Origin of the sequence: Streptomyces sp. 150FB, assembly GCF_000818195.1 — a bacterium.
In the GTDB taxonomy this organism is placed as follows: domain Bacteria; phylum Actinomycetota; class Actinomycetes; order Streptomycetales; family Streptomycetaceae; genus Streptomyces.
Genome location: NZ_JTHL01000001.1, coordinates 8876512 through 8903245, shown reverse-complemented (window position 1 = coordinate 8903245; position 26734 = coordinate 8876512). Strand labels below are relative to the sequence as shown.

The window sequence follows — 26734 nt, the reverse complement described above, 5'->3', positions numbered from 1 at the left end:
GTTCGCCCCTGCATTCCAGTCCGTACCGGACTCGTTGTGTCTGCTGTCGGCGAACCATCAACAAGCCCGGCCAGTGGAGCGAACGCTCACTTCCCTCCACCACCAAGAGCACGACCTAGATGCCTAAATCTGACAGAACAGAGCAGGTGCCTTCTAAGCACCTACTGCATCTCAAGCACCGTAGGCACCTCAGTCTGTGAGCAGAGAGGCACGTCCCGCCTTGGGCCCGTACCCCGGCATTCGACCGTGGCAGGCGCAGAGTTCAAGCGCGGCCACGGCGGGGATGGTATCCCCACCCGCCAGGCCAGCAGACCCCATCCTCAGTCGTGCATCAGGTCGTAAGGTACTTCGAGTATGGGGAGGCAGCCGACGTCGAGAAGCTGCTCGACTCGCGCGTTAGGCACCATGTCAAGTGACGCGCCGAAGATGGACCCCAGCGATGGGAGGGGATCTCCAGAACATCGCGGCTAGGGTTCGCGGATGGCGACGAGCAGGAAGCAGAAGAAGGACCAGCGAAAGCGTCCCGGCGCCCAAGAGGCGGGGAACCCTCAGATACAGCGCACCGCAGGCCCGAAGTCCCGACTGAACTCGTTCTTCAAGCTGATGGGGGGAGATCGCGGCAGCAGCAGAGCACGCCGTCCTGTCGACGCCGGATCCCGACGATCGTCTTGTCCGCTTCGACATAGAGATCTTGATGCGAGGCGCGAACAGCGTGAAGGCGGTCCGGGTCCTCCTGGAACAGAGTCATTGGGAGCACGCGGTCGGTGTGACCCGCCAACTGTTCGCGCTGTTGATGAACATGGAGCACCTGGGCGCGATGGAGGACCGGCGAGAGGGGACTCTGCAGTTTGCGCGGTTCGGGATGCTCCAGATGCTGCGCGCTCAGCAGCGCAAGGCAGCTTACGAGCGGGAGAAGGGGCGTCCGGTCGATGCCCATCTGGCTGCCATGATGGAGCACCTGGACAACGACTTTATGGACTTCCGCTCCAACACGAGGAACGGCTCGACGGGGTGGGTGACGACCTGGTGCAGGAGGACGACGTCCGCGCTGGCCGATGCTTCTGCAGACCCGATGCGGCCCTATCAGTACAACCTCTTGTACCGGGTGTGGTCGGAGCAGTCTCATGCCGCGCCTGGTGCCTTGATAGCTGACCTGTTCCGTGAGGCCGACGACGGGTGGGTGGAACGCGCCATCGCCGACGACGACCGCTCGATCATTGACACCATCACGTTCACCGTCATGTTCTTCCTGCGCCTGTGGCTGGAGCTGTCTCACGTACAGTCGGACGAACGCACGGCTGGCTGGTTGAGCAAGCTGAGCAGCATGAGCGGCGGGCCTGACCTTCCTACCCGGCCCTGGCGCCCTGAGGAAGTCGTCGCACAGAGGTTTTCGCCGGTACACCCCGGAACTGCCTGACGACCCCGCGCCGGGACACGGTCGCCCCGTGGCCGCACCCCGGTGCTGCCCCACCGAGGCCGGCCTGCCATCCGCCCCGCATGACGACAACACGATTTCAATCTCAGTAGCCACCGGCAAAAGCGACCGAAAGGCGGCTCGCGCGGCCAGCCTCCGGCGTGATTCGCTACCACCGTGGAGGGGATCGTTGCCGGCGCATTAGCCGTGATAGGCACCTTGCTGGGCTCCGTCATAGCGCACCACTACCAGGAGAGGTCCGCCAGCCGAGCCGAGGCCCGCGCGCATACTCACCTACAACAACAGCGCCTGTTTGATAACTGCGCGGGCTTCATTGCCCTCGTCGAGGACTACCGCCGCGCGCAGTACGACCGATGGTCACGCTGGGACACCGACCCCACGGGTGAAGAGGCTGCGACCGCACGAGCCGAGTCCTACCGGCTCTACGTGGAGACACGCAGCAGTGCCTCCCGCCTCAAGCTCATAAGCAGCCAGGCTGACGTGCAACAGCTTGCCGATCAGGGCACCACGGTGTTGGAGCTCACCAGCGCGATCATCCGGACTGACGATAGAACAGACATGCTCCAGCGTGGCCGCACAGCTCAAGAAGCCTGCGACGCTTTCGTCGCCAGAGCCAACGCCGTGCTACACGGATAGCGTCCTTGGGCTCCGACAGCTTGAGGTGAGGAACTACGACCGTCTTCCAGCGGTCCAAGCGTCGCAGACGAAGTGCCCACTGCCCCTCTGAGGATCCCGGTGCGGGCTCGACAGGACTGCTTGGTCCTGCAAAATCCCAAGCGATCTTGCTCGATTGGATGCATCGCCAGGCATCCTGACCAGCACCCGGACGCGCCTGACACCTCATCAGAACGAGCGTCAAATGAGCGTCAAGATACCCCTGAGAGCGTCATTTCAGCGTCAAGATATCGCCCGTAACGCACATAGTGCACATCATGCGCACCTGCTAAAGTCGCAGGTCAACGGCCCTTTGCGGCAGGCTCAAGGATCGCGACGCACTCCACGTGGTGCGTCATCGGGAACAGGTCAAAAACGTCTGCGCGGAGCCTCCAGCCCTCACCGTCCGACATGCCGGATACGTTGCTGCTTCAACGCCGGTCAGCAAAATGGGCCACCCCGTCGAGGTGCGGAACGCCGGTACCGGTCAGACTTTTTCCACGAGGACCTTCGGGGCATGCGCAGGGCGGCCCGAGAAGTCACATACGCGCACTCCCGCCTGCGGCCTCACACGGCCTAAAGGTTCACCTACGCGCGCAACCCCGCTTTTCTTCAACAGCGCACCGCCAGCCGCAGAGGTCCAGCAGATCGGTGGGGCGGGCGTCACAGCCAGTGGCTACGGGGATCTGATTACGAGTCAGCAGGGTCAGCAAGTGTCTGATCAGGCCTGGTCACAGGTGCCGACACTTGCAGGTACCTGGCATCCGAGGAACAGGCCCCCACCGAGCGTCGCCGCGCACCCTGACCCCGTAGGCGAGGGGACACAGCGAGGACTCTCGGAGACGACACTCGGCAGACACATCACCCCAGGTCAGCGCACTCGGCCCCGTGGTTTCAACGCGACAGGCGGCAGTTCGGGAGCGGCCAGCCGGTCACCGTCGTAACCCTGCACCTCGCCGAAGCGAGTGCTCTCCATCCAGTCCCTTCGCGCCGCCTCGATCTCCTCGTGCGAGCGGCCCACGAAGTTCCACCACATCTCACACAGTTTCGGCGTTTCCGCAGGTCAAAGGCGTCTGAGTCCGCAAGGGGTCAGCAAAAGGTCAGCAAAAGGTCAGCATCCTGACAGGATGGTTCCGGAGGCTGAGCCCGGCAGCGCTCCTCCATGTCTCAGGCCGTCAAACCGCCGTCCAGGAGTTTGCCGCCGCGCCTGTCGAGCCGGGCATGAGGTGACAGTAGATCTTGAACGTCACGCGTCGATACTCCTGTGCCCCATCCACTCAGCCACGTCGGTGATCGGGATGCGGTTGGCCAGGCAGTTCGAGGCGAGGAAATGGCGGAACCCGTACATGACCATCCCGTCAGGTACGTCTACCTCCCCGGCCCTCTTGATCCTCTGCCACTGGTTCGAGAGGTAGTAGTAGGGGAACGTCTTCGCGGGATCCGCCGGATGCCTGAGAAGGTAGCCCTTCGCGGTTCCGTGCTTGTTCGCATACCACTCGATGGACGACCGCCACTCTGGCCCAGGACTCCGAGATGACCACGGGCGGTCGTCCTCCGGGACGACCGAGGATCGCAACGCCTTGGGGTGGCGGCCCTTCGCACGTAGGCGGAGCCGCCGTTCACCCCGTGCGGAGTGCCGTCGTCGTCGAACTCGGTGGCGAACTTGGTGGCGAGGACGACCTCGTCACGGCTGTGCCCGAGCGCGCTGGCGATGAGCTTCTCGTTTCTCCCGGTAGGCGGCGATCTTGCGATCGATAGCCGTCAGGTGGACACGGGTCTGCTCCATACGCGCGATCACGCGCTCGCGGTGCTGCTCCAGCATCCGCATGCGCTCGCCCTCGGTGCCGGGATGACGGGCCAGCTCGGTGTAGCGCTTGATCTGGCCGATCTGTATGCCCGTGCCGCGCAGCATGACCAGAGCGGCCAGCCAGCGGATGTCACTCATGCCGTAGCGGCGCTGTCCGGACGCGTTGCGCGGCGTCCGGGACAGCGTCAGCCCTTCTCGCTCGTAGTAGCGCAGCGTGTCGATGCTCAGCCCGCAGGCCGCAGCGGCCTCTCCGATGTCCAGCCCCTCGTCCGGTACCTCGCCCCGGGGCCTCCGGGACGATCAGCTCGTTCGTGGGTTCCAGCATCGCTCCTGGAGCGCGCTCCAGGTCAAGTGCCGCTCGCGTGGCCGACCGCGCCGCTCACGCGGACACGTGGAAGCGCAGGACGCCGACGGCCGCTCGAGCCCGCTGGAGCGCCTCTTCGGGGGCGTCACCGACAGCCCAGGCATGGGCGGGCCGGTCCCTCGACATCGTCAGCGGCGACAGCCGGTCGCCGGCCCGTACGTCCACGGAGACCTCGACCACACCGTCCATGCCGCGCGCCTCTTCGACACCGTCCACCGCGTCCACGCGTCCGCCGGCGTCGGACGACGCGTACCAGATCGCCGCGTACGTGGCGGGTCCGCTCCCGAATCGGCGTCGCGCCGCGAGTACGTCCTCGAACGCCTCAAGGCCGAGACTCTGCCGGGCGAGGGCGTCCACGAGGTCGATCCGCGACACGTGGGCCAGCATCTTCGGTATTTTGTCCCCGGCCGGCCGCAGATGGGTTTCGACGATCCTGACCACGCCGTCGGTCAGGATGACTTCGGTGTGGGTGACACCGTTCTCGACGCCGAGCGCGGACAGCATGTCGGTGACGGTCTTTTCGACGAGGTCCTGAGAGCCCGTGGGCAAGGGGGCGGGCAGAACGTGGCCGAGTTCGACGAAGCGGGTCGGTTCGATGTGTTTTTCCGTGACACAGGCGACAAGGTGCCGACCGCGGTCGCTGAACGCCTCCACGCTGAACTCCTGTCCTTCGTGGAAGCGTTCGACCATCAGTGCCGTGACGTCGAGCGTGTGGGCGGCTTCCGCTCCGCCTCGCAGGGCGGTGGGTATGTCATCGCACGAGCGGATGAGGGAGACGCCTCGACTGCCGACACCGCTGACGGGCTTGCAGATCAGCGGGTAGCCGGCGGATTCCGCGAAACGGCGGACCTCGGACTCCGTGGAGACCAGTGCCGCCGGGGTGTCGTCGATTCCGGCCGCGGCGAGACGGGCCCGCATCGCGCACTTGTCCGACACATACCGGTAGGTGTCCCGGGAAGGCGCCGGCAGACCGAGGTCCTCGGAGATGGCGGCGGTCTTGTCGGTGTCGTACTCCGTGTAGTTCACCATCCGGTCCACCGGGTCGATCTGATCGATGTACCGCGCGGCTGCGAGCCATTCGGCGGTGGAGGCGCCCGCCGGGAGGACGACGAGGCGCTGAATCCTGTCGGGCTGCTGGAGGTAAGGAACCGTCTGCTGCTGGCAGACGACACTCGTCCGCAGATCCGGCCGGATCGCGCGGGCGCGCGGGTGGAGTTCTCCCCCGCCGCCGAGGATGAGCATGTGCACGGTTCTACTCCGTGGATCTCGGGGTTACGGTGGGGCCCGGGCTCCGGGCCTGCTCAGGGCCGGCGGTGAGGTTCAGCAGCCGCAGCGCGAGGTGCCGGAACCCGCCGCCACCCAGCGTGAAGACCGCGCCCAGGAGCACCCAGCCTGGGGCGCCGAGCCCGGTGAGGGCGGCGGCGGCAAGAGGCGGGCCCCCTATGTCACGCGCCGACTGACCGAGCCCGAAGACCGCCAGATAGGCGCCTCGGGCGTTCTCCGGGGACAGCGCGAACGATATCTCCCAGGCGGCCGCGACGTGCAGGTTCTCGGCCACGGTCAGCAGTACGGCTGCCGCGCACGTCAGCGAGGCGAAACCGAGCGGGCCGAGGGCGCCGGTGAGCGACATGGCCACACTGCAGGCCGCCAGGGCGAGCCCGGCCGCCATCGCCGCCGTGGCGGCGGCTCTGGGAGTGCGGGAGAACCGGGTCCACCACACCTGGCCCGCGGCGGTGAGGATGGTGTTGATCGCGATGACGAGGCTGACCAGGGACGGTGACACGTCCTTCTGTGCGGAGATCCACAGGGGTATGGCCGTGAAGAGAAGGGTGCTGTGCATCGAGAGCACACCGTTCACACCGCTGAGTCCGAGCTGGCGCCACTTGCCGACATGGAAGGACGACTCGGGCGGGGCGGTGTGCCGTACGGGCTCGGGCGCCGGTCCGGTGAGCCGCCGGAGCCTCCACAGCTGAGTGGCGGTGAAGACGAACGAGAGCCCGTTGAGGACGGTCAGGACGCGGAAGCCCGCGGTGAGGTCGATTTCGAGGACGGCCGCCGCCGTGAAGGATCCGAGTGACATGCCGATGTTCTGCGTCACGCGCACCTTGGCCAGCGCCCTTGTGCGTTCCTTCTCGCCTGTGAGGGTCCCCGTGAGGGCCTGGCTCAGGGACTGACTGGCCTTGTCGCAAAGGGTGATGAGGCACGCGACGGCCACGAACTCCGGAAAGTTCCCGACCCACGCGTAGGCGATGTAGGCGCCGGCGCGCAGCAGGTGCAGCGCGATGAGGGACCGGCGGTGCCCGTACCGGTCGGCGAGTGCGGCGATCGGTACGGAAGCGACCAGCCCGGCCACACCGGCGGCGGACATCCCGCCGGTCACCTCCCAGGCCGTCAGTCCGACGACCCGGGTGAAGTAGATGACGTACCCGGCCAGGAACAGCCCGGTCCCGAAGTTGCCGACGAGGGCGTTCAGGATGAGGATGCGGACGGCCGCCGAGCCGCTGTCCGGCCGCCGTCTGAGGAGTCTCACCCCAGAGCCCCCTGCTTGTCCCCCTGGCCGTCCGGCGCCGTCCCCCGGGCGGCCTCGACGATCCCCATGGCCGTCGCCGGGTCAGGGGCGAACTCGACGACCGTGGAGGAGGGATGGTCGAGGAACCCGGATCGCTCCATCCTGCCCAGCAGAAGATGGAGGCCGTCGTAGAACCCGTCGAAGTTGACCACGACTATCGGTTTGTCGTGCGTCCGATGGCGCCGGAGTTCCAGGACATCGGTCCACTCGTCGAGGGTCCCGGTGCCGCCCGGCATGATGATGAAGGCATCCGACCGTTCGAGCAGCAGTGCCTTGCGTGCCGCCAGGTCTTCCGTGACGTTCATTTCGTCACCCTCGCGGAGCTTGTCCCTGAGGATCCAGCGCAGTGACTCGACGGAGACGCCGATCAGGCTGCCGCCGGCGTCCTGGACCGTGTCCGCGAGCACCTTCATGAGCCCCGCTTCGGACCCTCCCCACACGAGGCTGTGTCCGCCCTCGACGATGAGTCTGGCCAGTTCCCGGACGGGTGCCGCGTAGAACTCTTCCGTGTTGGTCGCGGAAAGGAAGACGCAGATCTTCATCGCTGAGGGCTACCTTTCGATACTCATGGCGAACTGTGCGGTGCGAACGGTGCGGTGCGAACGGTGCGGTGCTCGGGACAGGGGCGGGTTCTCGGTCAGTGGCCCACCGTGTCGAGCCACGCCTGGGCGAGACGGAGCGGCTCGGCCCGCATGGTGTGCCGCATACGCTCCTCGAAGCTCATCTCGCCGAGCGTCCTGCCGGTGCCCGCGACTTCGAAGATGGGTGTCCAGCCACCGAGGTCCCCGCGCGCGGGGACGATACGTCCTTCGGTCCGGCCGCACCAGACCCGCGTCTCGCCGCGGAAGGCGACGCCGACCGCGCTGGTGGCGACCGCCGAGTCGGGCCCCTCGGCGCGCAGTACCTCCGAGAGACGGTCGAGGCTGAACTCCTCCACGAACCACTTGATCAGCGCTCCGGGCAGGCGCTCCCAATGGAGCACGGCCAGCCCGGTGTCCTCCACGAGGACAGGGGCGTCAAGCCCCGCGCCGACCACCTGATCCAGCTTGTGCCGCACCACCACTTCCGGGTCCGGCGACTGGATCTCGGTCAACTCGATGTCGAACGGCACGGCGTCCGGAAAGACTTGGAGGCACTCCTCAAGTTTGATGGGGTTTCGACTGGCGACATACACCTTGACCATGAGTGGCTATTTCCTTGCGGGCGTGGACTGTTCAGCCATGTCGTACCACGGAATGGGAGGCTCCCCGGAATTCATCGGGAGGACGAACTTGTGCGCCTCCAGCACGCCGCTGTCGTACGGCTGGCCGGCGGCCTCGAATCGGTGCCGGATGGCCTGCCGCACCTGGCGGGGTCGGCGACCGAGTCTGCGGTGGAACGACTCGTTCGGTTGGAGGAACAGGAAGACCTGGTCCCGCACTCCGAAGGTGTGCCGGCTGTGCTCAGCGGGGTACAGGGGCGCGAACACCGGCATGAAGTAGTCGACCCCGGCGAAGGAGAGCCGCCAGTCCGGTCGCAGTACCGCCGGTCGGTCCAGGGGGCGCGGGGCGCGTGGATCCGCGCTCATGAGCGTGTGGACCATGGTGCGAGCGAGCCGGCCGAGGGCCGTCAGGTCTTGGCCGAACTCCGCCGCCGGCATCCGGTAGACAAGAACGTCGAGGCTGTCCTTACCGGCTCGTTCGGAGAAGGCGATCACATCATCCATCGAGCGCGCGAAGTAGTCGCGCAGCGGTTCCCCCTCCCGTCTGGGACGGGCCGCGACCGTGTGGGCGCTGATCGCGAACGGGCAGTTGCTCCGCAGGACCACCTCGCGAACGGCGTGCAGCGCGGCGGCGTCAGCCGTCTCGGTGGTACATGGGCCCGGTGTGGACGTAACTGACTTGATGACCATGTTGGCAGACCGCTCCCCGTTGTCATCTTGCTCGCTCCGTTGGCTTGGTGCTCCGGTTGACCTGCTCGCTCCGTCGAAGGGGTCGTACGGGATGCTCAGGAGGTGTGGCGCTCGGCAAGCAGGTGGCCCCACTGGTGGTAGTGGTCGACCGGGTAGTCCAGGTGCGCCTTGTCGAGGGTCGGCCGCATGGCCCTGTTGTAGACGACGTTCCATTCGGACCGGGCCCGGAAGTAGTCCTTCCACCAACCGGCCTCGGGGCAGTTGGGGCGTCCCTTGTACTTCTCCTCGTGGGGGAGCATGTAGTCGATGTACAACAACCCGCCCTCGCGTACGAGGCCGCCGAGGCGGGTGACCATGTCGCCGAGGTCGTTCCCCGTGTTGTTCGAGTACTGGAGCGCGCCGCTGGTGAAGACACCGTCGAACCGCCGCTCGGGGTGGATGTCGACGAAGGATCCGTGCCTGACCTCGACGAGGTCCTCAAGTCCCTCGGTCTTGAGGCGGGACACGAGGCCCGGGACACGGGTCTGCTCCCCGTCGTTGTCCTTGTAGCCGCCGAAGAGTGTCACCTCGTCGATGTCGATGGCCCAGACCTTGATGCCCCGCCGGGCCGCGGGCAGAACGAACTTCCCGTCGGCGCACCCCAGCACGGCCAGTGTGGGTGTGCCGGTGGTCCTCTGCTCCAGACGCTGCAGGAACGTGTAGAAGCGGGTGGGCGGAGCCCCCCAGAGGCTGGCGGTCTTCATCGAGCTCTCCTTCTCTGCCGAGTTGGTCGATCCGTGGAAGTCACAGGTTCTTGAACAGATGCGAGGTCGCGACCAGTACGGTGCGTTCGTCGACCGTGATCACTTTCCTCCCGCGGAGATCGGCGTACGCGGCCAGAGCGGCGCAACTGCTGATCTCCCAGGTGTGCCCGTGGCGGCCCGCCCGCTCGAACCACGCTCTCGCCGTGGCGGACGGCACCACGACGGCGCTGCCCGCGCTGCGTGTCACCGCGGCGTGGGCCTGCACGGTGGTGCTGTCCCCGGCGATCGAGTGAAGCTCCCCGTGGTCCGCGGTGAAACGCGAGGTGATCGCGGTGCCGGACAGGACCGCGGCCAGTCTGGGGAACGGCTCGACGAGGTGGAGCCGGGGAACGGGGACGCCGTGCATCTGATTCAGCTCGCTGAATCCCAGGTGGACGCCCCAGGCCAGGTCCCCCCGGCTCGAAGGCAGCACCACATGGTCGATCGCGCCCCCCGCCTGCTCCGCCATCTCCCAGGCGATCTCCTTGTACCCCTCGATGCCGAGGCAGTTGCTCCCGACGACGACATCGGCGATGTTGGACACCGCCAGCACGTCCTCCCGCTCCGCCATCCGCCGGACCCAGGCGGTCCGCTCGGCGTCCGTGTCGAACGTCCGCACCTCCGCGCCCAGTTGCCGGAGCTGGTCGCGTACGGTCCCGGGCAGCCAGGAGAACCCGGCCACCAGAGCCCCCAGGCCGGCCGACGCGGCGAAGGCCGCCATCGCGATGCCGGCGTTCCCCGAGGAGGCCACCACGACGGACGCGTAGCCTGCGGCTCGCGCGTGCGCCGCTGTCATCGCGGCGAAGCGGTCCTTGTGCGACCCGGTGGGGTTCGCCGCCTCGTTCTTGACCAGGACGTCCTCGAGCCACGGCAGTCGCAGCATGCGCGTGGCTCCCTGCCCGAGGTCGGGAACGGACGCGTACGGCAGCCGCCGGCGCGGCTCCTGATCCGTCCCCGGGGCATAACGGCAGAAGAGGTTGGAGTTCTGCCCCTGGGCCGCGCAGCTCGGGCAGCCGAACGGATGCTCCGCCACCGGCACGCGCCGGGCGCACCTGATGCACTCCAGGCTCTCGACCGACAACTCCGCCGCCGGTACCGCCGGTTCACTCCTCACGTCACGTTCCAGATGAAGTCGCCACCCTCTTCGTAGTCGTCCCCGGGGACGCAGAACACGGAGACCGCGTCGGACCGCTCCCAAAGCCCCAGGCACTCGGCGAGCGGGGCACGCTCAGGTTTCCCGTCCCGCTCCTCGCCGAGCCCGCGGACCAGGAAGGCGGGCGTCCGCGGATCCCGGTGCCTCAGCAGTTCGTCGCGCAGTGTCACGAATCGGCGCCGGGCCAGATCCACCGCGGGCTCGGGCGTCGGATACCGTTCCGGCTTCATCTCGCCGTTGTGCCGGAGCATGTAGGCGACGAGGCCCAGCCCCGACGCCGCGACGCCCTTGATCTGCCGCAGGATCTTCGTCTCCGTGTGGCTGTAGAGGCACAGCGAGAGCACGCACACGCCGCCGTTGAAGGGGGCGCCCAACCGCGCCGAGGCGTACTGCCACGCGGACAGTCCCGGAAGGATCCGCACGTCCTCGACCGGCCGGTCCTCGCGCGCCCGCGCGTACAGGCCGCGCAGGAACGGGCCCGCCATGCCCAGCAGTCCCGGGTCGCCTCCGGAGACGATCACCACATGGGCGCCCTTGAGGTCCCGTTCGACCGCGGCTCTGGCGCGGACGGCGAAGATGTCCTCCGTCGCTGTCGCCATCGCCTGTACGTCGAAGCACTCGGCTCCGGCCCGGACGAGATGGCGGACGGCCGCGATGAAGGACTCGTGGCCGATGACCACGTCCGCCCGGGCCAGGACGTCTCTGACCTCGCCCGTCACGTCCGCGCCGTATCCGATCCCCACCACTGAGACGCTCATGGCGCCACCTCCCACTCGATCTCCGCCTCGACGGCGTCGAGGGCGCGTTCTGCCGCGGCATGGCTGTCCGCCGCCACCATCACGAAGGCCGGGCGGTTGAGGTGCGCGTCCTCGTACGAGACACGGTCACCGAGGTGCCAGGGGAACTCGAAGCGGATGACGTCCGGAATCCGGGACGCCCTCGCCAGACCGGCGTGGTGGACCAGCCTTCCGGGCGGGATCCGGAGGAACCGCACCGCGGCGACGCGCTGACGGGTCGCCTTCAGGTGGGGGGCGGGGTCGAGTCCGAGTTGGTGGGCGACGGCGAGCCGGACCATGTCGACGCCGAGCGCGGCGTGCACCAGGTCGAGGATCTTGCCGCCCCCGTGCCGGACATGCGTCTCGATGATCCTCGGCCCGGACGCGGTGAGCATCACCTCGGTGTGCGTCACACCGTGACGCACACCGAGGGCGTCCAGCATCCCGGTGACGGCCCGGCACACCGACAGGTCGTCGTCCTCGGCGAGCGCCAGGGGAAAGGTGTGGCCGTACGCGTAGAACTCCGTCGCCTCCCCCTTCGGTCCGAGGACGCTGCTGGTGCAGCCGATAACGGTGTGCCGTCCGTCCTGGCTGAACGCCTCGACCGAGAACTCCACGCCCACCAGTTCGGACTCGACGAGGTAGGGATAGCCGTCCTCCGGTGGCGGGGTGCCGCGGTCGTACCTCGCCACCCCGTTCGACGCGGAGCCCGCCACCGGCTTGGCGACACAGGATCCGTCCGCGCCGTCGAGGTACCGCTGGAACGCCGGCGGGTCCTCGACCCGTGCCCAGTCGACACGCAGGTGCGGCACGCCGTCGAGCCTCGCCCGCATCCGTGACTTGTCGATCGTGTTCCGCACCGCCTCGGGCGAGTTGTCCGGAGCGCCGAGGAACGCGTTCACCTCGGCGGAAAGAGCCATCGCGACCTCGGTGAGTGTCAGGCAGGCGTCCGCCCCGCCGATCGCCGCCCGGGCGATGGCGACGATGGACTCGGGCGACCGCCGCAGATACTCCGCGTCGGTGAGCGCGCAACTTCCCGTCGGCAGGTCGAGGATGGAGATGAACGAAGGGGTGTCGAAGACGATCACGTCGGCACCGAGACGCAGGGCCTCTTCGACCGTGTGGCGTGTGACACCGAGCAGAATGAGTTTCGGTTTCAATTCCCTCACCTACCGTCCGGCGATTCGGACATGGCGCGCCGCGGCGTGGGCCCGGCGCAGCGCCTCGTCAGGAGCCGGGCCCGTCGCCGTCACCAGGCCGTAGGCCGATCGCTGGTCGTCCGTGGCGAGGACGGTCGCCTCCGGTCGCAGAATGGGATGCCAGGCCACCTCTCCGGGGAAGGAGCGCAGCCCCTCGGTCCCGAGCACCGTTCCCAACCGGCCTGTGCGGCCGGCGTACTTCGCCACCTGCGCGTAGGCCCGCGCCACCGGGGGCGTGGTCGCCCGGCCCATGACGCCGTCGAGATCCTCGGCGAGCGCCTGGCCGATGAGGAGGTCGTACGGGCTCAGGCCGTTCACCAGCTCGATTCCGTGCCCGACCAGAAAGCCGCCGAGCCGGCAGTTCACCTCGACGACCTCGAAGCCCGAGCCGGTGTCGACGAACTCAACGTGGGACGGGCCGATTCCGCGTCCGATCGCCGAGAGCACGTCCGACACCCAGTGCCGGACGCTCGACTCCCAGGGCGTCCCGCGCCCGACGGGGTAGCTCAGGTCGAGTTCGCGGAAGTCCGGGAGTTCCGAGACCGTCCGGCTGGTGACGCCGAACAGCGTGGTACCGGTCGCGGTGGTGTAGGTCTCCGCGCTGTAGAGCGGGCCCTTGAAGTACGGCTCGACGGTGATGCCCTCGGGCTCCAGGCCGTTGCCGATCAGCTCCGTCATCCGCTTGCCGACGTCCTGCGCGGACTCGGCGAACAGGACGTGCCGACTGCCGGTCCCGGAGGCGTCCTTGACGATGAAGGACCGGTCCTCGCCGGCGGGCGGGTCGGCCCATTCGGAGGCCCTGACGGCCCGATGGCCGCTCAGGCCGGCCTCGAACAGGGTGTTTCGCACCCGGACCTTGTCACGGAGCAGCGCGATGTTACGGGCCACGTGGGGGAAGCCACGTTCGATGGCCAGGGTTTCGGCGTGACCGGACCAGGTGTCCGTATTCGAGATGAGGCCGTCCACCGGGCCGAGGGAATCCAGGGCTGCTCGCACGGCGTCGATGTCGAAGGTGTCCACGTCCACGACCCGGACGTGATCGTGCCGAGCGAGGCCGTATTCGTAGTAAGGGCGGTCGAATGTGAAGAGGACCAGTTCCGCATCGCGCCGCTCGGCCGAGCGCGAGAGCTCGTCCACGCCGAATCCCAGCGCTTCGAGCATAACAATGGTAGCCACGTCACAGAATCCGTTCCGGCGTGGAGAAATCTCCGGCGTTCTCGGCCCAGTCGGTCCAGCACCAGGGAAGTCCGAGTTCCGACTGCCGTGCGATGGGAAGCGGATGGGAGGGGTCTCGCTCGACGACAGGATCAGATGAGGCGAATACATCTTCGACGTACCGGTGCCCGGTGTCCGGAGCAACGAAGACGACGGGATGATCGATGTCCTGACGCCAGTAATCGAGAACCCATTGCGCCACCAAGTAGGCCGCGCCGCTGGACAGTCCGGCGAACACTCCGTGCCGACGCATCAGCTCGATGCTTCCGGAGCGTGCGTAGTCGAAGTTGATCCAGTGAATCGCCCGGAAGAGCGAGTAGTCGATGTTGTCGAAGTAGATACCGCTGCCGGTTCCGGAGATCAGGAAACGCGGGTCCTCGATGTGATGGCTGCCGAAGGAGGCGCTCCCGAAGGGCTGCACGCCGATCAGGTCGGTCTGTACGCCCAGCTTCTCCAGGGTGCTGGTCAGGCTGCCCGAAGAGGCTCCGGTGCCGACGGCCGAGACCAGGGCGACCCGAGGCGAGTCGAGAGCCGCAGCCACCTGCTCGGCTATCGGACCGTAGCCGGCGTAGTGGACCCGGTCGTGGTACTGGCTCATCCAGTGCGCCCGCTCATGGTCCTTGACGTAACGGACCACCCTTTTGACCCGGGCCGCCTGATCGAGACTGGCGTCCTTCGTCGAACGCGGTTGATCGACGGTGGCGCCCAGCAGGTGGAGCTGGGTCTTCAAGGTCAGATCGACGCTCGGAGAGGCGACGATGTGACACTTGAAGCCGTACTTGTGGCAGGCGAGGGCGAGCGAGTAGGCGTAGATTCCGCTTGAGCTGTCGACCAGCGTATCGCCCGGAGTGATACTCCCCTCGGACATGAGCTGGCGAACCGCACCGAGCGCAGAAGCAACCTTCATGGCCTCGAATCGGAGGACATGAATCCGCCCGTCGAGGTGGATAAGATCCGCCTGCGCCAAAGCGTCGGAGACGTGTTCATAAACCATTCGCCACCAGTCCATCGACCAAGAACCGAGTCCGTCATTTCCCGGGTTTGGACACGGAAAGGTCCTCTGTCTTAACGAATCCCCCGGGCGAGTTCTCAGTCTTCATGTAACCGCAATGTTCGGCAACCGGGTTCGAAGACGCAGAGTGTGGCCATCGTCACGTTTGCACCAGTCGACGTCCACCCAATCGGATAAAGCAGTTCATTCCCTGGTGGCCGCCGTTCGGCGGAGGCGAATATTCCGCCACATTTGCCTTCAGTAATCCAGCCGTAGAGCGCGATCTTCATGTTTGAGTGATTTTGTCATCGACATTTGCCGACGCCTGCCACAAATCCCACCCGCGGCCCAGCCCCTTGCGAAAAAGTGCATTTCACACGAGACCGGAGCGAGGTGGAGCGACACGACGCGGGCCCCGTCACGCAGTTCCACATCCACCGGCACATGCCGCGGGGACGGAACGCCGCCTTCGGAGAGGCCCGCCATGATCTGCTCGTGGAGCGCGCGTTCCGCGACGGTGAACACCGGCCGGGGTCCGGGGGCCGCGCCGCGTACGACCGGAGCGTCCGCCACTCCGGGATCGCGGGGGCGGACCCTGGCACGGCGGTGTCGATCAGGGCGTAGCCGACCCGCAGGCGCACGAAGTGGACATGACCGACCGGGAAGGGCAAACGCGAACAGGCTGGGGTCGCGAAAACCGGATTATCGGCGTCCAGTTCTATCCGCCCGCGCACAAAACGGCACGCACGTATAGGAAGGCCGACTCTCAGCAGTTCCAGCACTGAAGTATGATCAGAAATCACTGTGTTGGCGGGTTCCTCGGTGATAGCCTCCAAAAGATCTTCATTCCTACGATCTCAGGAGCGGACGGCCGAACCGGCTGCCGCCTTGCGGGAGGTGCCCTCGTGGCAGCCAGCCGTCTCTTGAAGGAGGAGCTGCACGCCAGCGTCTCCGACCCGGTGCTCGACACGATGAATTTCCTCAACGGGATCACTCACCGTTATCCGGAAGCGATCTCTTTCGCACCAGGCCGCCCGTACGACGGCTTCTTCGACGTCCAGCAGATATTCGAGCATATCCGCCGCTATCTGGACCACCTGGCCGAGAGCGGCCTGTCCGCCGGCGAGATACGCGACGCGCTCTTCCAGTACGGCCCGACGAACGGCCAGATCCGCGAGCTGATAGCCGACTCGCTCCGCAAGGACGAGGGCATCGACGTACCGCCCGAGGCCATCGTCGTCACCGTGGGCTGCCAGGAGGCCATGCTCCTCGCTCTGCGCGCCCTCATCGCGACCCGCGACGACGTGCTGCTGGTGGCCAGTCCCTGCTATGTGGGGATCACGGGCGCGGCCCGGCTGCTCGACATCGAGGTCACCGCCGTGGAGGAACAAGCCGACGGCCTGCGGTACGCGGACGTCGAAGCGGCGATCAAGGCGGAGCGAGCCAGAGGCAAACGCCCGCGCGCCTTGTATCTGGTTCCTGACCACTCCAATCCGTCAGGTGTCACCCTGTCGTTGGCGGCCCGTCACGAACTCCTCGAACTCGCCGCCCGGGAGGACATCCTCCTGCTGGAGGACAGCCCGTACCGCATGGTCAGCCCCGGACCGCAGGTGCCCGCCCTGAAGTCGCTGGACCGCGAGCGCCGGGTCGTCCACCTCGGCTCGTACTCCAAGACCCTGTTCCCCGGCGCACGCATCGGGTTCGCCGTCGCCGACCAGATCGTCGTCGACCGGGACGGCCGCACCGGGCTGCTGGTGGACGAGATGACCAAGATCAAAAGCATGGTGACGGTGAACACCTCCACCCTCGGCCAGGCCGTGGTCGGCGGAATGCTGCTGGCCGCCGACGGCCGCACCGCGGACCTCAACGTGGAGACCTCCCGCTACTACGGCGACGCGATGCGGGCCGTCCTGCGGGAACTGGCCGGTGTCTTCCCCGAACCGGAGCGCACCGCGCTCGGAGTGCGCTGGAACCAGCCCACCGGAGGTTTCTTCCTCACCGTGGACGTTCCGTTCCGTGCGGACAATTCCGCACTGGAGCGCTCGGCGGAGGAATTCGGCGTCATCTGGACACCCATGTCCTACTTCTATCCGCAGGGCGGCGGAGACAACACGCTCCGCCTGTCGATCAGTTATCTGACACAGTCCGAGATCTCGGACGGCATCAAACGACTGGCCCGTTTCATCAAGGAAGAAACAGCCGCCCGGTCCGAGTGACCACTCTGGAGAAAGCCGATCCATTGTTGACCGCACATATCCTGATTCGCAGCAAACCCCGCATGTGGGGGTGGGTCTTCCGATGACCATCGTGATGAACCCCCCGCGTACCGATCCGCTCGAACCGTCGACGGCCCACCGACCCGGGTCACTGAGCGCGGCACGCATCACCGGTGTCGCCACGGCCGTTACCGACACGGCCTACACGCAGAGTGAATTACTCGACATATTCAGGATCACCGACCCCAAGGTCAGGTCCGTCTTTCTCAACAGCGCGATCGAGAAGCGCTTCCTCTCCCTGCCCCGGCGTGACGCTGACGGCATCTGCCTCCCCGAGAAGCAGAGCGAACTGCTCGACAAACACAAGGATCTCGCCCTCGACATGGGGGCGCGCGCCATCGAGCGGTGCCTCGCGAACGCCGGGATCGACCCGGGCGACGTCGACTACCTGTGCGTGACGACCACCACGGGCTTCCTGACTCCAGGGCTCAGCGCCCTGTTGATCCGCTCCATGGGACTGCGCCCGCAGACGAGCCGGGTCGACATCGTCGGTATGGGCTGCAACGCCGGGCTCAACGCCCTCCAGGCGACGGCCGGCTGGGCCGTGGCGCATCCCGGTCAGGTGGTGGTCATGCTGTGCGTGGAGGTCTGCTCCGCCGCCTATGTCATCGACTCCTCCATGCGGACCGCCGTCGTCAACAGCCTCTTCGGGGACGGAGCCGCAGCCGTCGCCCTGATCGCCGGCCCGCCGGACACACCTTCGCCGTCCGCCCCGGCCGCCCCGCCCACCGGGTTCGGCGGTCCGCGGATCCTGGGATTCGCCAGCCACCTCATCACCGACGCCATCGACGCGATGCGCTACGACTGGGACGACGCGCAGGGGAAGTTCAGCTTCTACCTCGACCCGCACGTGCCGTACGTGGTAGGCGCCCACGCGGAACAGGTCGTCGACCGGCTGCTGGCGCGCGAGGGACTGCGCCGGACCGACATCAGCCACTGGCTCGTCCATTCCGGTGGCAAGAAGGTCATCGACTCGGTCCGGATCAACCTGGGTCTCACCCGTCACGACGTACGGCACACCACCGGCGTCCTGCGTGACTACGGAAATCTCTCCAGCGGTTCGTTCCTGTTCTCCTACGAACGGCTGCTCCGGGAGGACATCGCCACGGCAGGCGAGTACGGCGTCCTGATGACCATGGGACCCGGCTCAACCATCGAAACCGCGCTGGTCCAATGGTGAAGGAGGAGCAGGTGAAGGACATCCCGGGCGCGATCGCCACGGCCGCCGCACAGTTCGGGACCGAGGCTCCGGTCCTCCGTATCGACGGGCGCCACCCCCTGTCCGTCTCCTCGATCGACAGGGTCAACGCCGTCTGCGACAGCGTCGAGGACGGCACGCGGGCCCGGGTGATCGTCCAGGTGTCGGGTTTCCCCGAGGGGGCGCTCGCGAAGGATCTGACGGTCTCCACGGTGAGCAAGTGGGAGCGCGCGCTGCGCCGCCTGGAGCGCTTGCCCGTGCCGACCATCGCGGTGGCCGAGGGCGCCTGCGGCGGTCTCGCCCTGGACGCGCTGCTGAGCACCGACTACCGCATCGCGACCGGCTCCACGAGCCTGGTGGTGACGGTCGACAACGGGGTGGCCTGGCCGGGCATGGCGCTGTACCGGCTCGCCCGGTCGCACGCCGGCGCCGCCGCGGTCCGCCGGGCCGTACTGTTCGGGGTTCCCGTCAGCGCGCCGGACGCGCTGGCGCTGCAACTGGTCGACGCACTCACCGACGACCTGCCGGGCGCCCTCGCCACGGCCGTCGAGCGCACCGGATCCGTACGGGGTAGCGAGCTGGCCATCCGGCGTCAATTGCTGTTCGACGCCCCCACCACCAGTTTCGAGGAGGCGGTCGGCGCCCATCTGGCGGCCTGTGACCGCGCCCTGCGCCAGGCGGCGTCACCGGAGGCCGCCGCGTGAGCGCCGGCCGGGACGCCGTACGGTCGCCCGATCTCACCGCGGCCCGCGCGGCGCTGGCGCGGGCGGCGAAGGACACCGAAGCCGTGCTGACGGGGCTGGGCGAACCCGCGCGGCGCTCACCGGAGCAGCGCACCGCGGGGGCGGCCGCCGTCGATGCCACCCGGGCGCTGCGCGCCGCCTTCCTGGACACGCACGCCGAAGCGGTCTACGGCGAACTCACCGAGGGCGGGACGCTGCGTCTCCGGCTCGCGGAGCTGGCCCGGTCCGCCGCTCCCGCCTTCCCCGGACTCGTCCCGACCGCGGAGCAGGTGGCGAGCGACCGTGCGCGTACCCAGGCGCACAAAGAGGGCCACGAGATCGACCAGGGCATCTTCTTCAGCCGCGTGCTGCGCTCCCCGTCGGCCGGCGCCCACCTGCTCGACAGCATGCTCCTGCCGACGTCCCGGGCCCTGGAACTGCTCCCGGAATTCGCGGCCGGCGGCAAGCTGGAGCTCCGCTCCGTACGCCTGGAGCGCGTCGGGGCCGTGACCCATCTGACGATGTGCCGCGAGGACTCGCTGAACGCCGAGGACGATCAGCAGGTCGACGACATGGAGACGGCTGTCGACCTGGTCCTGCTCGATCCGGCCACGGAGGTCGGGCTCCTGCGGGGAGGCGTCATGACGCATCCCCGCCACCGCGGCCGACGGGTCTTCAGCGCGGGCATCAACCTCAAGGCGCTGCACGGCGGGGACATCTCGCTGGTCGACTTCCTGCTCCGGCGCGAGCTGGGATACCTGCACAAGCTGATCCGGGGAATCCTGGTGGAGGGCGGGGCCGACTGGCGCCGCACCACCTTCGACAAGCCCTGGGTCGCGGTCGTGGACGGCTTCGCCATCGGCGGCGGCGCCCAGTTGCTGCTGCTCTTCGACCATGTCATCGCCGCGTCGGACGCCTATGTCAGCCTTCCCGCCGCGCAGGAGGGCATCATCCCGGGTGTCGCCAATTTCCGGCTGACCCGGTTCGCCGGACCGAGGCTGGCCCGGCAGGTCATCCTGGAGGGGCGGCGCGTCCACGCGAGTGAGCCGGCGGCCCGCCTGTTCGTCGACGAGGTCCACGAACCGCCGGAGTTGGACGCGGCTGTCGAACGCAGCGTCGAACGCCTCCGCGGCTCGGCCGTCCTCGCCAACCGGCGCATGCTGAATCTGGCCGAGGAGCCGCTCGACCAGTTCCGTGCCTACATGGCCGAGTTCGCGTTGCAGCAAGCCCTGCGGATGTACGACTCGGACGTGCTCGACAAGGTCGGCCGGTTCTCCCTGTCCTCCTCCGCGAGGGGGTCCCACGCCCCATGACGGACACCGACGAGCCCGGGGTGCGGTACGAGAAGAGGGACCACATCGCCTACGTCACCCTCGACCGGCCGGCCGTGCTCAACGCGATGAACCTGCGCATGCACGAGGAACTGGCCGCGGTCTGGGACGACGTCGAGGCCGATGACGACGTCCGGGTCGCGGTCCTGACCGGCGCCGGCGACCGTGCCTTCTCCGTGGGGCAGGATCTGCGGGAGCGGGCCGAGCTCGACCGGCAAGGGGTGGTGCCCCCGTCGACGTTCGGCAGCCGGGGGCAGCCCGGCTGGCCCCGGCTGACCGAGCGTTTCAACCTCTCCAAGCCGGTCGTCGCACGGGTCGACGGGTACGCGTTGGGGGGCGGCTTCGAGCTCGCGCTGGCCTGCGATCTGATCATCGCCTCCGACCGGGCTGTCTTCGCCCTGCCCGAGGCCACACTGGGGCTGGTCCCCGGCGCTGGAGGGGCCTTCCGGCTGGCCCGGCAGCTTCCCCTGAAGATCGCGATGGGCTATCTGCTGACCGGCCGGCGCATGACCGCGGCGGAGGCGCTGCGGTCGGGGCTGGTCAACGAGGTCGTTCCGGGCGGGGACTCGACGCGGCCGTGGCCGGTTGGACGCGGGCCCTCCTGCGTAGCGCTCCGCTGGCCGTACGCGCCATCAAGGAGGCGGTACTGCGGTCCGTGGACATGCCCCTGGAGGAGGCGTTCACCACGCCCTTCGCGTGGGAACAGCGCCGCAGGCACAGCACCGACGCGGTGGAGGGCCCCCGGGCCTTCGCCGAGAAGCGCGAGCCGCAGTGGCGGGGCCGCTGACGACTTCCGTACGGGTGGGTCCTCCGACCTCGGAGGATCCGCCCGGCGGGCTCAGCACCGACCACCGCCCCTCCGTGACACACGCCCCGGTCAGGGGCCCGGCCGTAAGGGATGTCCACCGCACATGCGCGCAGCAAGCTCCCGGAACCGCATGATCGTCCTGTGGCGGCACGGTCAGACCGCGTGGAATCGCGAGCAGCGGTTTCAGGGGACCACCGACGTGGAACTGAGCGCCGTGGGGGTCGAGGAGGCGCGGCGGGCAGCCCGGCGGCTGGCCGTCCTGGCACCGGACGCGATCATCACCTCCGATCTGAAGCGTGCCGCCGCGACCGCCGAGCAACTGTCCTCGGTGACGGGGCTCCCCGTCACAGCCGAGGAGAGTCTCCGCGAGGCCTTCACGGGCCGCTGGCAGGGGCTCACCCAGGATCAGATCGTGGCCCGGTACGGGGACGAGTACGCCGCCTGGAAGCGGGGCGAGCCCGTACGGCGTGGCGGCGGCGAGCTGGACACCGAGCTCGCCGCGCGGGCGGTGCCCACCGTGGAACGCCATGCCGGGAAGCTTCCCGACGGCGGGACGCTGGTCGTGGCGAGCCACGGCGGGACCATCAGGGCCTGCGCCGGCCGGCTCCTCGGGCTGGCCCCGGAGGACTGGATATCGCTGGCCGGCCTGTCCAACTGCCACTGGCACGTCCTGAGCGAAGAGCCCTCCGGGTGGCGGTTGTCGGTGCGCAACGCGGGAGCCCCTCAGGAAACGGAGTTCAGCGAGGGCTGAAGACCTTCAGGGACACGGGGCAGCCGCACCGCACCGCGGGGACGCCCACCGGACGCTCGTCCCCGCGTCGCCCGTCACGTCGGCGCCGTGGGCATGGACAAGCTCGCCGCCCCGGGCCCGGCTCGCGGGCGCGGAGTTCAGCACGCGCCGCTCCGGAACAGCTCGGCGACGCGTGCCGCCTGGCTGTCCGTGCCCCGCTCCCGCATGTCGAGCACCAGGCTGACCTGCGCACCGTGCAGCCGATGGTCGCCGGCGAGCCGGGCCCGCCCCCCGCCGGTGATGTTCAGCAGGACCGACGCCTCGCCCGGGATCCGTCCGTCGAGAACAGCGAGCCGAAGTCCCGCGAGCGCGACCGCCGCCGCCGGTTCGACATCGACGCCCTCCGTTTTGGCGAAGACCTCCCTTTCGTACTCCGCCGCTTCGCTCGCCACGGTCAGCATGTCGCCCGCGCTTTCGGTGAGGACGTCGTAGACCCCGGAACGAACGGAGTACGGCGGGAACCGGTTCGTGAGCTCGTCCGCGAACACCTGTGCCACGGCAGTCCGTTCGTCTTCGACGAACCCGGTGGCCAGGCGTCTGGTCCCGGTGCTCCAGGAAGCCGCCAGCGGTGCGAAGGACGCGTTCTGACAGAGCATGAGCCGTGGCGGAGTCGTACCGAAGGAGCCCGTGGCCCGCAGTCTTCTCGCCGCCTCGTGCACGGCGATGGCCCCGGCTCCGCTTCCCACCGCCTGGACGTAGTACTCGGGCAGCTTTCCCATGGCTTCCACAGCCGCGTAGAGAACCGTCGCGAGTCCGTCCCGCCGGCCGACGTTCCGCACGCCTCCCTCCGCCTGGAAGCCCGGCAGCTCGGCCACCGCGTCGGCGAGGGCGATCGCGTCGGAGTAGTCCGCGTGGTCGAGCACCACCAGTTTCACGCTCGGGTCGAGCGGCGTACGGAAGTTCATCCGGCTCAGTCCGCGCCGGGGAACCACGAGAAGACACGGCTGCCGATAGCGGGAACAGACCGCGGCGAAAGCCGCTGCCGTGTTTCCGGCGGACGCGACGACCAGGACCTGAGGATCGTCGGGCAGCCTCCCGAGCACCGCGTACGCTTCGAGTTCCTTGAACGTGCCGGTCTCCAGGAAGGCTCCGCGTTCCGGCCAGTAGCCGTTGAACGCCAGCCAGAGGTTCGGCAGGGCGAGACGAGCGGAGAGTTCCTCGCTCCGGAACACCACCGTGCGTGCCGAGGTCGCGCAGGTCCGGGCGACCGGAAGCCAGTCCCGGTAACGGAACAGACCCTCGGCGCGGGGGTCCGGGGTGAACGTCTTCGCCGCGTACTCGGTCTGCAGGAGCGCGGGTTCGTGGTCGTGCTCGCATGACAGGGTCACCCCGTCGTCCGGCCTGCGGTGCCCGCAGGCCGGACACAACAACGTGTAGTGGCGTGTCGCCCGTTCTTCCATTCCCCACGTTCCCCTCTCAAGGATCCACACGAATACACATCGATGACCCGTGGGAGGGCACGGCCGACGCGTCCGTACGACGCGCCGGCCACCGCTCCCCCGCCCGGCGGTGGTCAGCCGGTGACGGTGTTGATCGCACGGGCCTCAGCGACGCTCCCGCACCCCGCGAGCCCCAGGGCGTCCAGGAGTTCCTCAGCCACCAACTCCAGGACGCGGCGCACCCCTTGCTCCCCGGCGGCAGCGAGCCCCCAGAGCACCGGACGCCCCAGGAGAACCCCGTCCGCTCCCAGTGCGAGGGCCTTCAGCACATCGGTCCCATGGCGGACACCGCTGTCGAACAGGACCCGGCAGTCACCGTCGACGGCGGCGACCACCGGGGCGAGCGCGTCGATGCTGGCGACGGCGCCGTCCAACTGCCGGCCTCCGTGATTCGACACCACGACGGCGTCGACACCCATGTCCGCCGCGCGCCTCGCGTCCTCCGCGGCGAGTACCCCCTTGAGGATCAGCGGCAGTGTGGTCCTCGACCGCAGCTCCTCCACGTCCGTCCAGGTCAGTGACGGCGCGAGTGCGGCCTGGGTGTGTGACGCCACCGCGGATCCCGAAGCCGGTGACCGGTGTGCCTCGGACGACGACCCCCAGGTGAGGTTGGCCGCCTCCACACCGGCGGGCAGGACGAACCGGTTGCGTACGTCCCTCAGGCGGCGCCCCATCCAGGGCACGTCCACCGTGAGCATCAGCGCCCGGCATCCCGCGTCCTCCGCTCTCCTGACCAGTTCGAACGTCTTCTCCCGGTCGCGGAGCCAGTAGAGCTGGAACCAGACGGTGCCACCGATCTCGGTGATCGCCTCGACCGGGCAGCTACTCAGGGTGCCGACGGTGAAGGGCACTCCCGCGGCCTTCGCCGCGCGCGCGGCCGCGACCTCGCCCTCCGGGTGCACAAGCCTCTGATAGGCGAAGGCCGCCGTCGCCACGGGCATGGCGAGCGAATCACCGAACAGCGTGGTCTCGGTCGTGCAGTGCTCCACGTCCCGCAGGACACGCGGGATCAGCTCGATCCGCCGCAGCGCTGCACGGTTCGCGGACAGTGTCGCCTCCGCACCGCTGCCACCCGAGACGAAGTCCCACACGTCGGCGGGAAGCGACTCCCTGGCGATCCGCTCCACGTCGTCCAGGCACAGCATCTCGCGCCCGGCGCCGCTCACAGTTCACCCTGTTTCGCGAGGCGCTCCAGCTCCACCGCCTCGTACAGGGCCTTGATGTTCGAGCTGCCGAAGGTCTTCGCACCGCACCGCTCGATCACCTCGAAGAACAGTGTGCGCCGGGGGTGCGCCGACCGCGTGAAGATCTGGAACAACTGCCCTGCGTGGTCCTCGTCCGCCAGGATGTTCAGCGCTCGCAAACTCTCCAGGGGGTGCCTGGTGGGGGCGATGCGCTGCTCCAGGAGACCGTAGTAGGCGTCCGGGGTCGTCAGAAAGTCGACCCCGCGTTCCGACAGCGCCCGAACCGACCGTACGACGTCGTCAGCGGCGAACGCGACGTGCTGAACTCCGGAGCCGACGTGGTTCTTGAGGAACTCGTCTATCTGACCGGGGTCGGCCGCGGGGTCTGGCTGGAGGATCGTGAAGGTCACCTCACCGGACCGGCTCTGAACGACCTTGGACAGCATGGCCTGCGTGCCGACGACGATCCGCTCCTCGAAGATGTCACGGAACCCGAACGCCTTCTCGTACAGCGCGACCATCGGTTCCAGGTCACCGACGTTCATACAGACCGCGAAGTGGTCGATCTCCAGGAGGCGGAGGCCGTCGTGGGCCGCTCGTCCGGTGTGCTCCGCCGGTCCAGCCGGGTGAGCCCGGAATCCGGGCGGCAGGCCGGCTCCGGTGCTGGTCCGCCGCTGCACAAAGGTGTGTACGACGTCACCGAAGCCGGAGACGGTGGCGCTGAGGAGGACGTCGTCCCCCATGTGCTCCACCGGCTCGGCGAGCGCCCGCGCCCCGCCCCCGACCGCCTGGCTGAACGCCGCTCGCACATCGGCCGTCCGCAGAGCGATGTTCGCGATGCCGTCGCCGTGCGCGAGCACGTAGTCGGACGCCGGGTGCGATTCGGCTGTCGCCTCCGTCAGCACCAGCCGCGTCCTGCCCTGGCTCAGTACGGCGGCCCGGAACCCCTCCTCGGGCGAACCGCCCACAGCGACCTCGGCGAACCCGAAGCGATCACGCCAGTGTGTGGTCTGGGCATCGAGATCGTGGACATACATCTCCACGTAGTCCAACTCGAAGTCGTCGATGACCCTGTCTGCCGTAACGGACGTCATGGGGAACTCCAATTCTCTTGCGTGAGACAACACTTGAGAGAGCCAAGGAACAGCGGAACGGGGCAGCGCGCCGTGCGGCGCCCTATTCGGTTTCCTTACGGTTTGTCGGCCCGGCTTCCGGGCCGGTTCACGGGCCCTGCGGGCCTTGCGGGCCGTCCGGGCAGCAGTCGCTCCCGGAGGGCACGGCCGATGTCGGCGAGCGGTTCGGGCCGCATCATGCTGACGTGATCGCTCTGGATCACGCGCTCGTCCACGTCGCCTGCCACGTGCGCGCTCCACGCTTCCGGGCCGGACATCGGCATCGGGTTGTTGATGCCGGCGCGGAAGAAGAGAAGGTCGCCCTCCACCCTCCCCAAGGACACGGAACGAGCGAGTGCGCGGTTGTTCTCGACGACGGCGATCAGACCCTGAGCCTGGTCGACGTCGACCTGGAGACTCTCCGCGACCACACCGTTCTGGTCAGCGGCGTAGGCCTCGATCAGACCGGAGACGTCATCATCGGCGCTGTCTTCGGGCAGGCTGAGGCCGGCGCCCTCGGCGAGGGCCCGGATGAGGCTCGGACGGTCCTGCTCCCGCGTCTGCGGCAGCCTGGAGGACGGGTAGGCGTCGATCACCGCCAGAAGGCTCACCTGGTGCCCTTGGCGCTGAAGCTCTTCCGTCACGGCGTGCGCGACGAGTCCCCCGAAGGACCAGCCGAGGATGCGGTAGGGCCCCTGCGGCTGGAGGGACCGGATCAGCTCCGCGTACTCCGCCGCCATCTCCCCCACCGTGGACACGAGTTCCCCGCCGCTCGGGCCCCGGGACTGGAGACCGTAGATCGGCACGTCGTCCGGCAACTCCTTGATCAGACCCGAATAGCACCAGCTCAGGCCCGCCACAGGGTGCACGCAGAAAAGGGGATCGTCCGTGCCGTGTCCGCGCAGCGGGAAGACGACATCGAACGGGTCCGCGACGCCGCCCTCGTCGAGTTGGTGGGTCAGTCCGGCGACCGTGGGTGCCTCGAAGAGAGCCCGGATGCTTGCTTCCACGCCCAGCGTGGAGCGGATACGGCTCACG

25 protein-coding genes and 2 pseudogenes are annotated in these 26734 nt (G+C 68.2%); 9 read left to right on the top strand and 18 right to left on the bottom strand.

Features of this window, described 5'->3' with window-relative positions; all coding sequences use genetic code 11:
* The first annotated feature begins 694 nt into the window (after window positions 1-694).
* Both QR77_RS38065 and QR77_RS38060 read left to right on the top strand, forming a co-directional pair.
* The gene (locus QR77_RS38065; RefSeq protein ID WP_040026521.1) at window positions 695-1417 is read left to right on the top strand and encodes a DUF5677 domain-containing protein; all 723 of its coding nucleotides are present in this window, start codon (window positions 695-697) and stop codon (window positions 1415-1417) included.
* A 174-nt stretch (window positions 1418-1591) separates the two neighbouring features.
* The gene (locus tag QR77_RS38060) at window positions 1592-2071 is read left to right on the top strand and encodes a hypothetical protein (RefSeq protein WP_052489380.1); all 480 of its coding nucleotides are present in this window, start codon (window positions 1592-1594) and stop codon (window positions 2069-2071) included.
* Between the two features lie 889 nt (window positions 2072-2960).
* Here the strand turns inward: QR77_RS38060 and QR77_RS49560 are convergent.
* The 14 genes and pseudogenes from QR77_RS49560 to QR77_RS38005 form a co-directional block, all read right to left on the bottom strand.
* Window positions 2961-3224: pseudogene (locus tag QR77_RS49560) on the bottom strand (hypothetical protein); the annotation flags it as partial.
* A 111-nt stretch (window positions 3225-3335) separates the two neighbouring features.
* The gene (locus QR77_RS44445) at window positions 3336-3665 is read right to left on the bottom strand and encodes a hypothetical protein (protein WP_236710982.1); all 330 of its coding nucleotides are present in this window, start codon (window positions 3663-3665) and stop codon (window positions 3336-3338) included.
* Between the two features lie 108 nt (window positions 3666-3773).
* Window positions 3774-4151: a MerR family transcriptional regulator gene (locus QR77_RS38055; RefSeq protein ID WP_269084372.1), complete on the bottom strand. Its 378-nt coding sequence runs from the start codon at window positions 4149-4151 to the stop codon at window positions 3774-3776.
* 124 nt (window positions 4152-4275) lie between these two features.
* A complete protein-coding gene (locus QR77_RS38050; protein WP_040026519.1) occupies window positions 4276-5502 on the bottom strand; it encodes an ATP-grasp domain-containing protein in 1227 nt (408 codons plus the stop codon).
* A 10-nt stretch (window positions 5503-5512) separates the two neighbouring features.
* Window positions 5513-6790 carry an MFS transporter gene (locus tag QR77_RS38045; RefSeq protein WP_040026518.1) on the bottom strand — a complete coding sequence of 426 codons (1278 nt, stop codon included), beginning with the start codon at window positions 6788-6790 and terminating at the stop codon, window positions 5513-5515.
* Entirely contained in the window at window positions 6787-7371 is a 585-nt protein-coding gene (locus tag QR77_RS38040; RefSeq protein ID WP_052489378.1) for a TIGR00730 family Rossman fold protein, read from the bottom strand. The genes QR77_RS38045 and QR77_RS38040 overlap by 4 nt, the downstream gene beginning before the upstream one ends.
* Window positions 7372-7466: 95 nt before the next feature.
* Window positions 7467-8012, bottom strand: a complete 546-nt coding sequence (locus QR77_RS38035; protein ID WP_107069033.1) for a non-canonical purine NTP pyrophosphatase — start codon at window positions 8010-8012, stop codon at window positions 7467-7469.
* Window positions 8013-8018: 6 nt separating this feature from the next.
* The gene (locus tag QR77_RS45610; protein WP_160311003.1) at window positions 8019-8720 is read right to left on the bottom strand and encodes a YqcI/YcgG family protein; all 702 of its coding nucleotides are present in this window, start codon (window positions 8718-8720) and stop codon (window positions 8019-8021) included.
* A gap of 95 nt (window positions 8721-8815) precedes the next feature.
* Complete coding sequence (locus QR77_RS38030) at window positions 8816-9463, bottom strand: class I SAM-dependent methyltransferase (RefSeq protein ID WP_040026517.1); 648 nt, start codon at window positions 9461-9463, stop codon at window positions 8816-8818.
* 40 nt (window positions 9464-9503) lie between these two features.
* Window positions 9504-10616, bottom strand: a complete 1113-nt coding sequence (locus tag QR77_RS38025; protein ID WP_052489377.1) for a PLP-dependent lyase/thiolase — start codon at window positions 10614-10616, stop codon at window positions 9504-9506.
* Window positions 10613-11413, bottom strand: a complete 801-nt coding sequence (locus QR77_RS38020) for an SAM-dependent methyltransferase (protein WP_078877649.1) — start codon at window positions 11411-11413, stop codon at window positions 10613-10615. The genes QR77_RS38025 and QR77_RS38020 overlap by 4 nt, the downstream gene beginning before the upstream one ends.
* Complete coding sequence (locus QR77_RS38015) at window positions 11410-12591, bottom strand: ATP-grasp domain-containing protein (protein WP_040026515.1); 1182 nt, start codon at window positions 12589-12591, stop codon at window positions 11410-11412. The genes QR77_RS38020 and QR77_RS38015 overlap by 4 nt, the downstream gene beginning before the upstream one ends.
* A gap of 9 nt (window positions 12592-12600) precedes the next feature.
* A complete protein-coding gene (locus QR77_RS38010) occupies window positions 12601-13806 on the bottom strand; it encodes an argininosuccinate lyase (RefSeq protein ID WP_150130501.1) in 1206 nt (401 codons plus the stop codon).
* 1 nt (window position 13807) lies between these two features.
* Window positions 13808-14839 (bottom strand): pyridoxal-phosphate dependent enzyme, encoded by a 1032-nt coding sequence (locus tag QR77_RS38005; RefSeq protein WP_078877648.1) that lies wholly within the window; start codon window positions 14837-14839, stop codon window positions 13808-13810.
* Between the two features lie 390 nt (window positions 14840-15229).
* Here QR77_RS38005 and QR77_RS38000 point away from each other — a divergent pair, with 390 nt between their 5' ends.
* The 7 genes and pseudogenes from QR77_RS38000 to QR77_RS37970 all read left to right on the top strand — a co-directional run bounded on the left by QR77_RS38000 (window position 15230) and on the right by QR77_RS37970 (window position 21922).
* Window positions 15230-15460 (top strand): hypothetical protein, encoded by a 231-nt coding sequence (locus tag QR77_RS38000; protein WP_040026514.1) that lies wholly within the window; start codon window positions 15230-15232, stop codon window positions 15458-15460.
* A 281-nt stretch (window positions 15461-15741) separates the two neighbouring features.
* Window positions 15742-17052: a PLP-dependent aminotransferase family protein gene (locus QR77_RS37995; RefSeq protein WP_040026513.1), complete on the top strand. Its 1311-nt coding sequence runs from the start codon at window positions 15742-15744 to the stop codon at window positions 17050-17052.
* Between the two features lie 82 nt (window positions 17053-17134).
* Window positions 17135-18292 (top strand): 3,5-dihydroxyphenylacetyl-CoA synthase DpgA, encoded by a 1158-nt coding sequence (gene dpgA, locus QR77_RS37990; RefSeq protein ID WP_040026511.1) that lies wholly within the window; start codon window positions 17135-17137, stop codon window positions 18290-18292.
* A gap of 11 nt (window positions 18293-18303) precedes the next feature.
* On the top strand, window positions 18304-19014 hold the full coding sequence (gene dpgB / locus QR77_RS37985) for an enoyl-CoA-hydratase DpgB (RefSeq protein ID WP_347359815.1): 711 nt from the start codon (window positions 18304-18306) through the stop codon (window positions 19012-19014).
* Complete coding sequence (gene dpgC / locus QR77_RS37980; protein WP_040026509.1) at window positions 19011-20345, top strand: (3,5-dihydroxyphenyl)acetyl-CoA 1,2-dioxygenase DpgC; 1335 nt, start codon at window positions 19011-19013, stop codon at window positions 20343-20345. The genes dpgB and dpgC overlap by 4 nt, the downstream gene beginning before the upstream one ends.
* Window positions 20342-20863, top strand: a pseudogene (locus tag QR77_RS49555) (enoyl-CoA hydratase-related protein); the annotation flags it as partial. The gene dpgC and the pseudogene QR77_RS49555, both read left to right, overlap by 4 nt.
* 411 nt (window positions 20864-21274) lie before the next feature.
* Window positions 21275-21922, top strand: a complete 648-nt coding sequence (locus QR77_RS37970; RefSeq protein WP_040026508.1) for a histidine phosphatase family protein — start codon at window positions 21275-21277, stop codon at window positions 21920-21922.
* Between the two features lie 137 nt (window positions 21923-22059).
* On the opposite strand, the gene QR77_RS37965 is transcribed toward QR77_RS37970, so the two are convergent.
* From QR77_RS37965 to QR77_RS37950, 4 genes are all read right to left on the bottom strand, one after another.
* A complete protein-coding gene (locus tag QR77_RS37965) occupies window positions 22060-23361 on the bottom strand; it encodes a cysteate synthase (protein WP_040026506.1) in 1302 nt (433 codons plus the stop codon).
* 113 nt (window positions 23362-23474) lie between these two features.
* On the bottom strand, window positions 23475-24545 hold the full coding sequence (locus QR77_RS37960) for an alpha-hydroxy acid oxidase (protein WP_052489819.1): 1071 nt from the start codon (window positions 24543-24545) through the stop codon (window positions 23475-23477).
* Window positions 24546-24562: 17 nt separating this feature from the next.
* Window positions 24563-25678 (bottom strand): 4-hydroxyphenylpyruvate dioxygenase, encoded by a 1116-nt coding sequence (hppD, locus tag QR77_RS37955; RefSeq protein ID WP_052489375.1) that lies wholly within the window; start codon window positions 25676-25678, stop codon window positions 24563-24565.
* A gap of 95 nt (window positions 25679-25773) precedes the next feature.
* Window positions 25774-26734: thioesterase domain-containing protein (locus QR77_RS37950; protein WP_236710978.1), on the bottom strand; the 961-nt coding region annotated here is incomplete at its 5' end.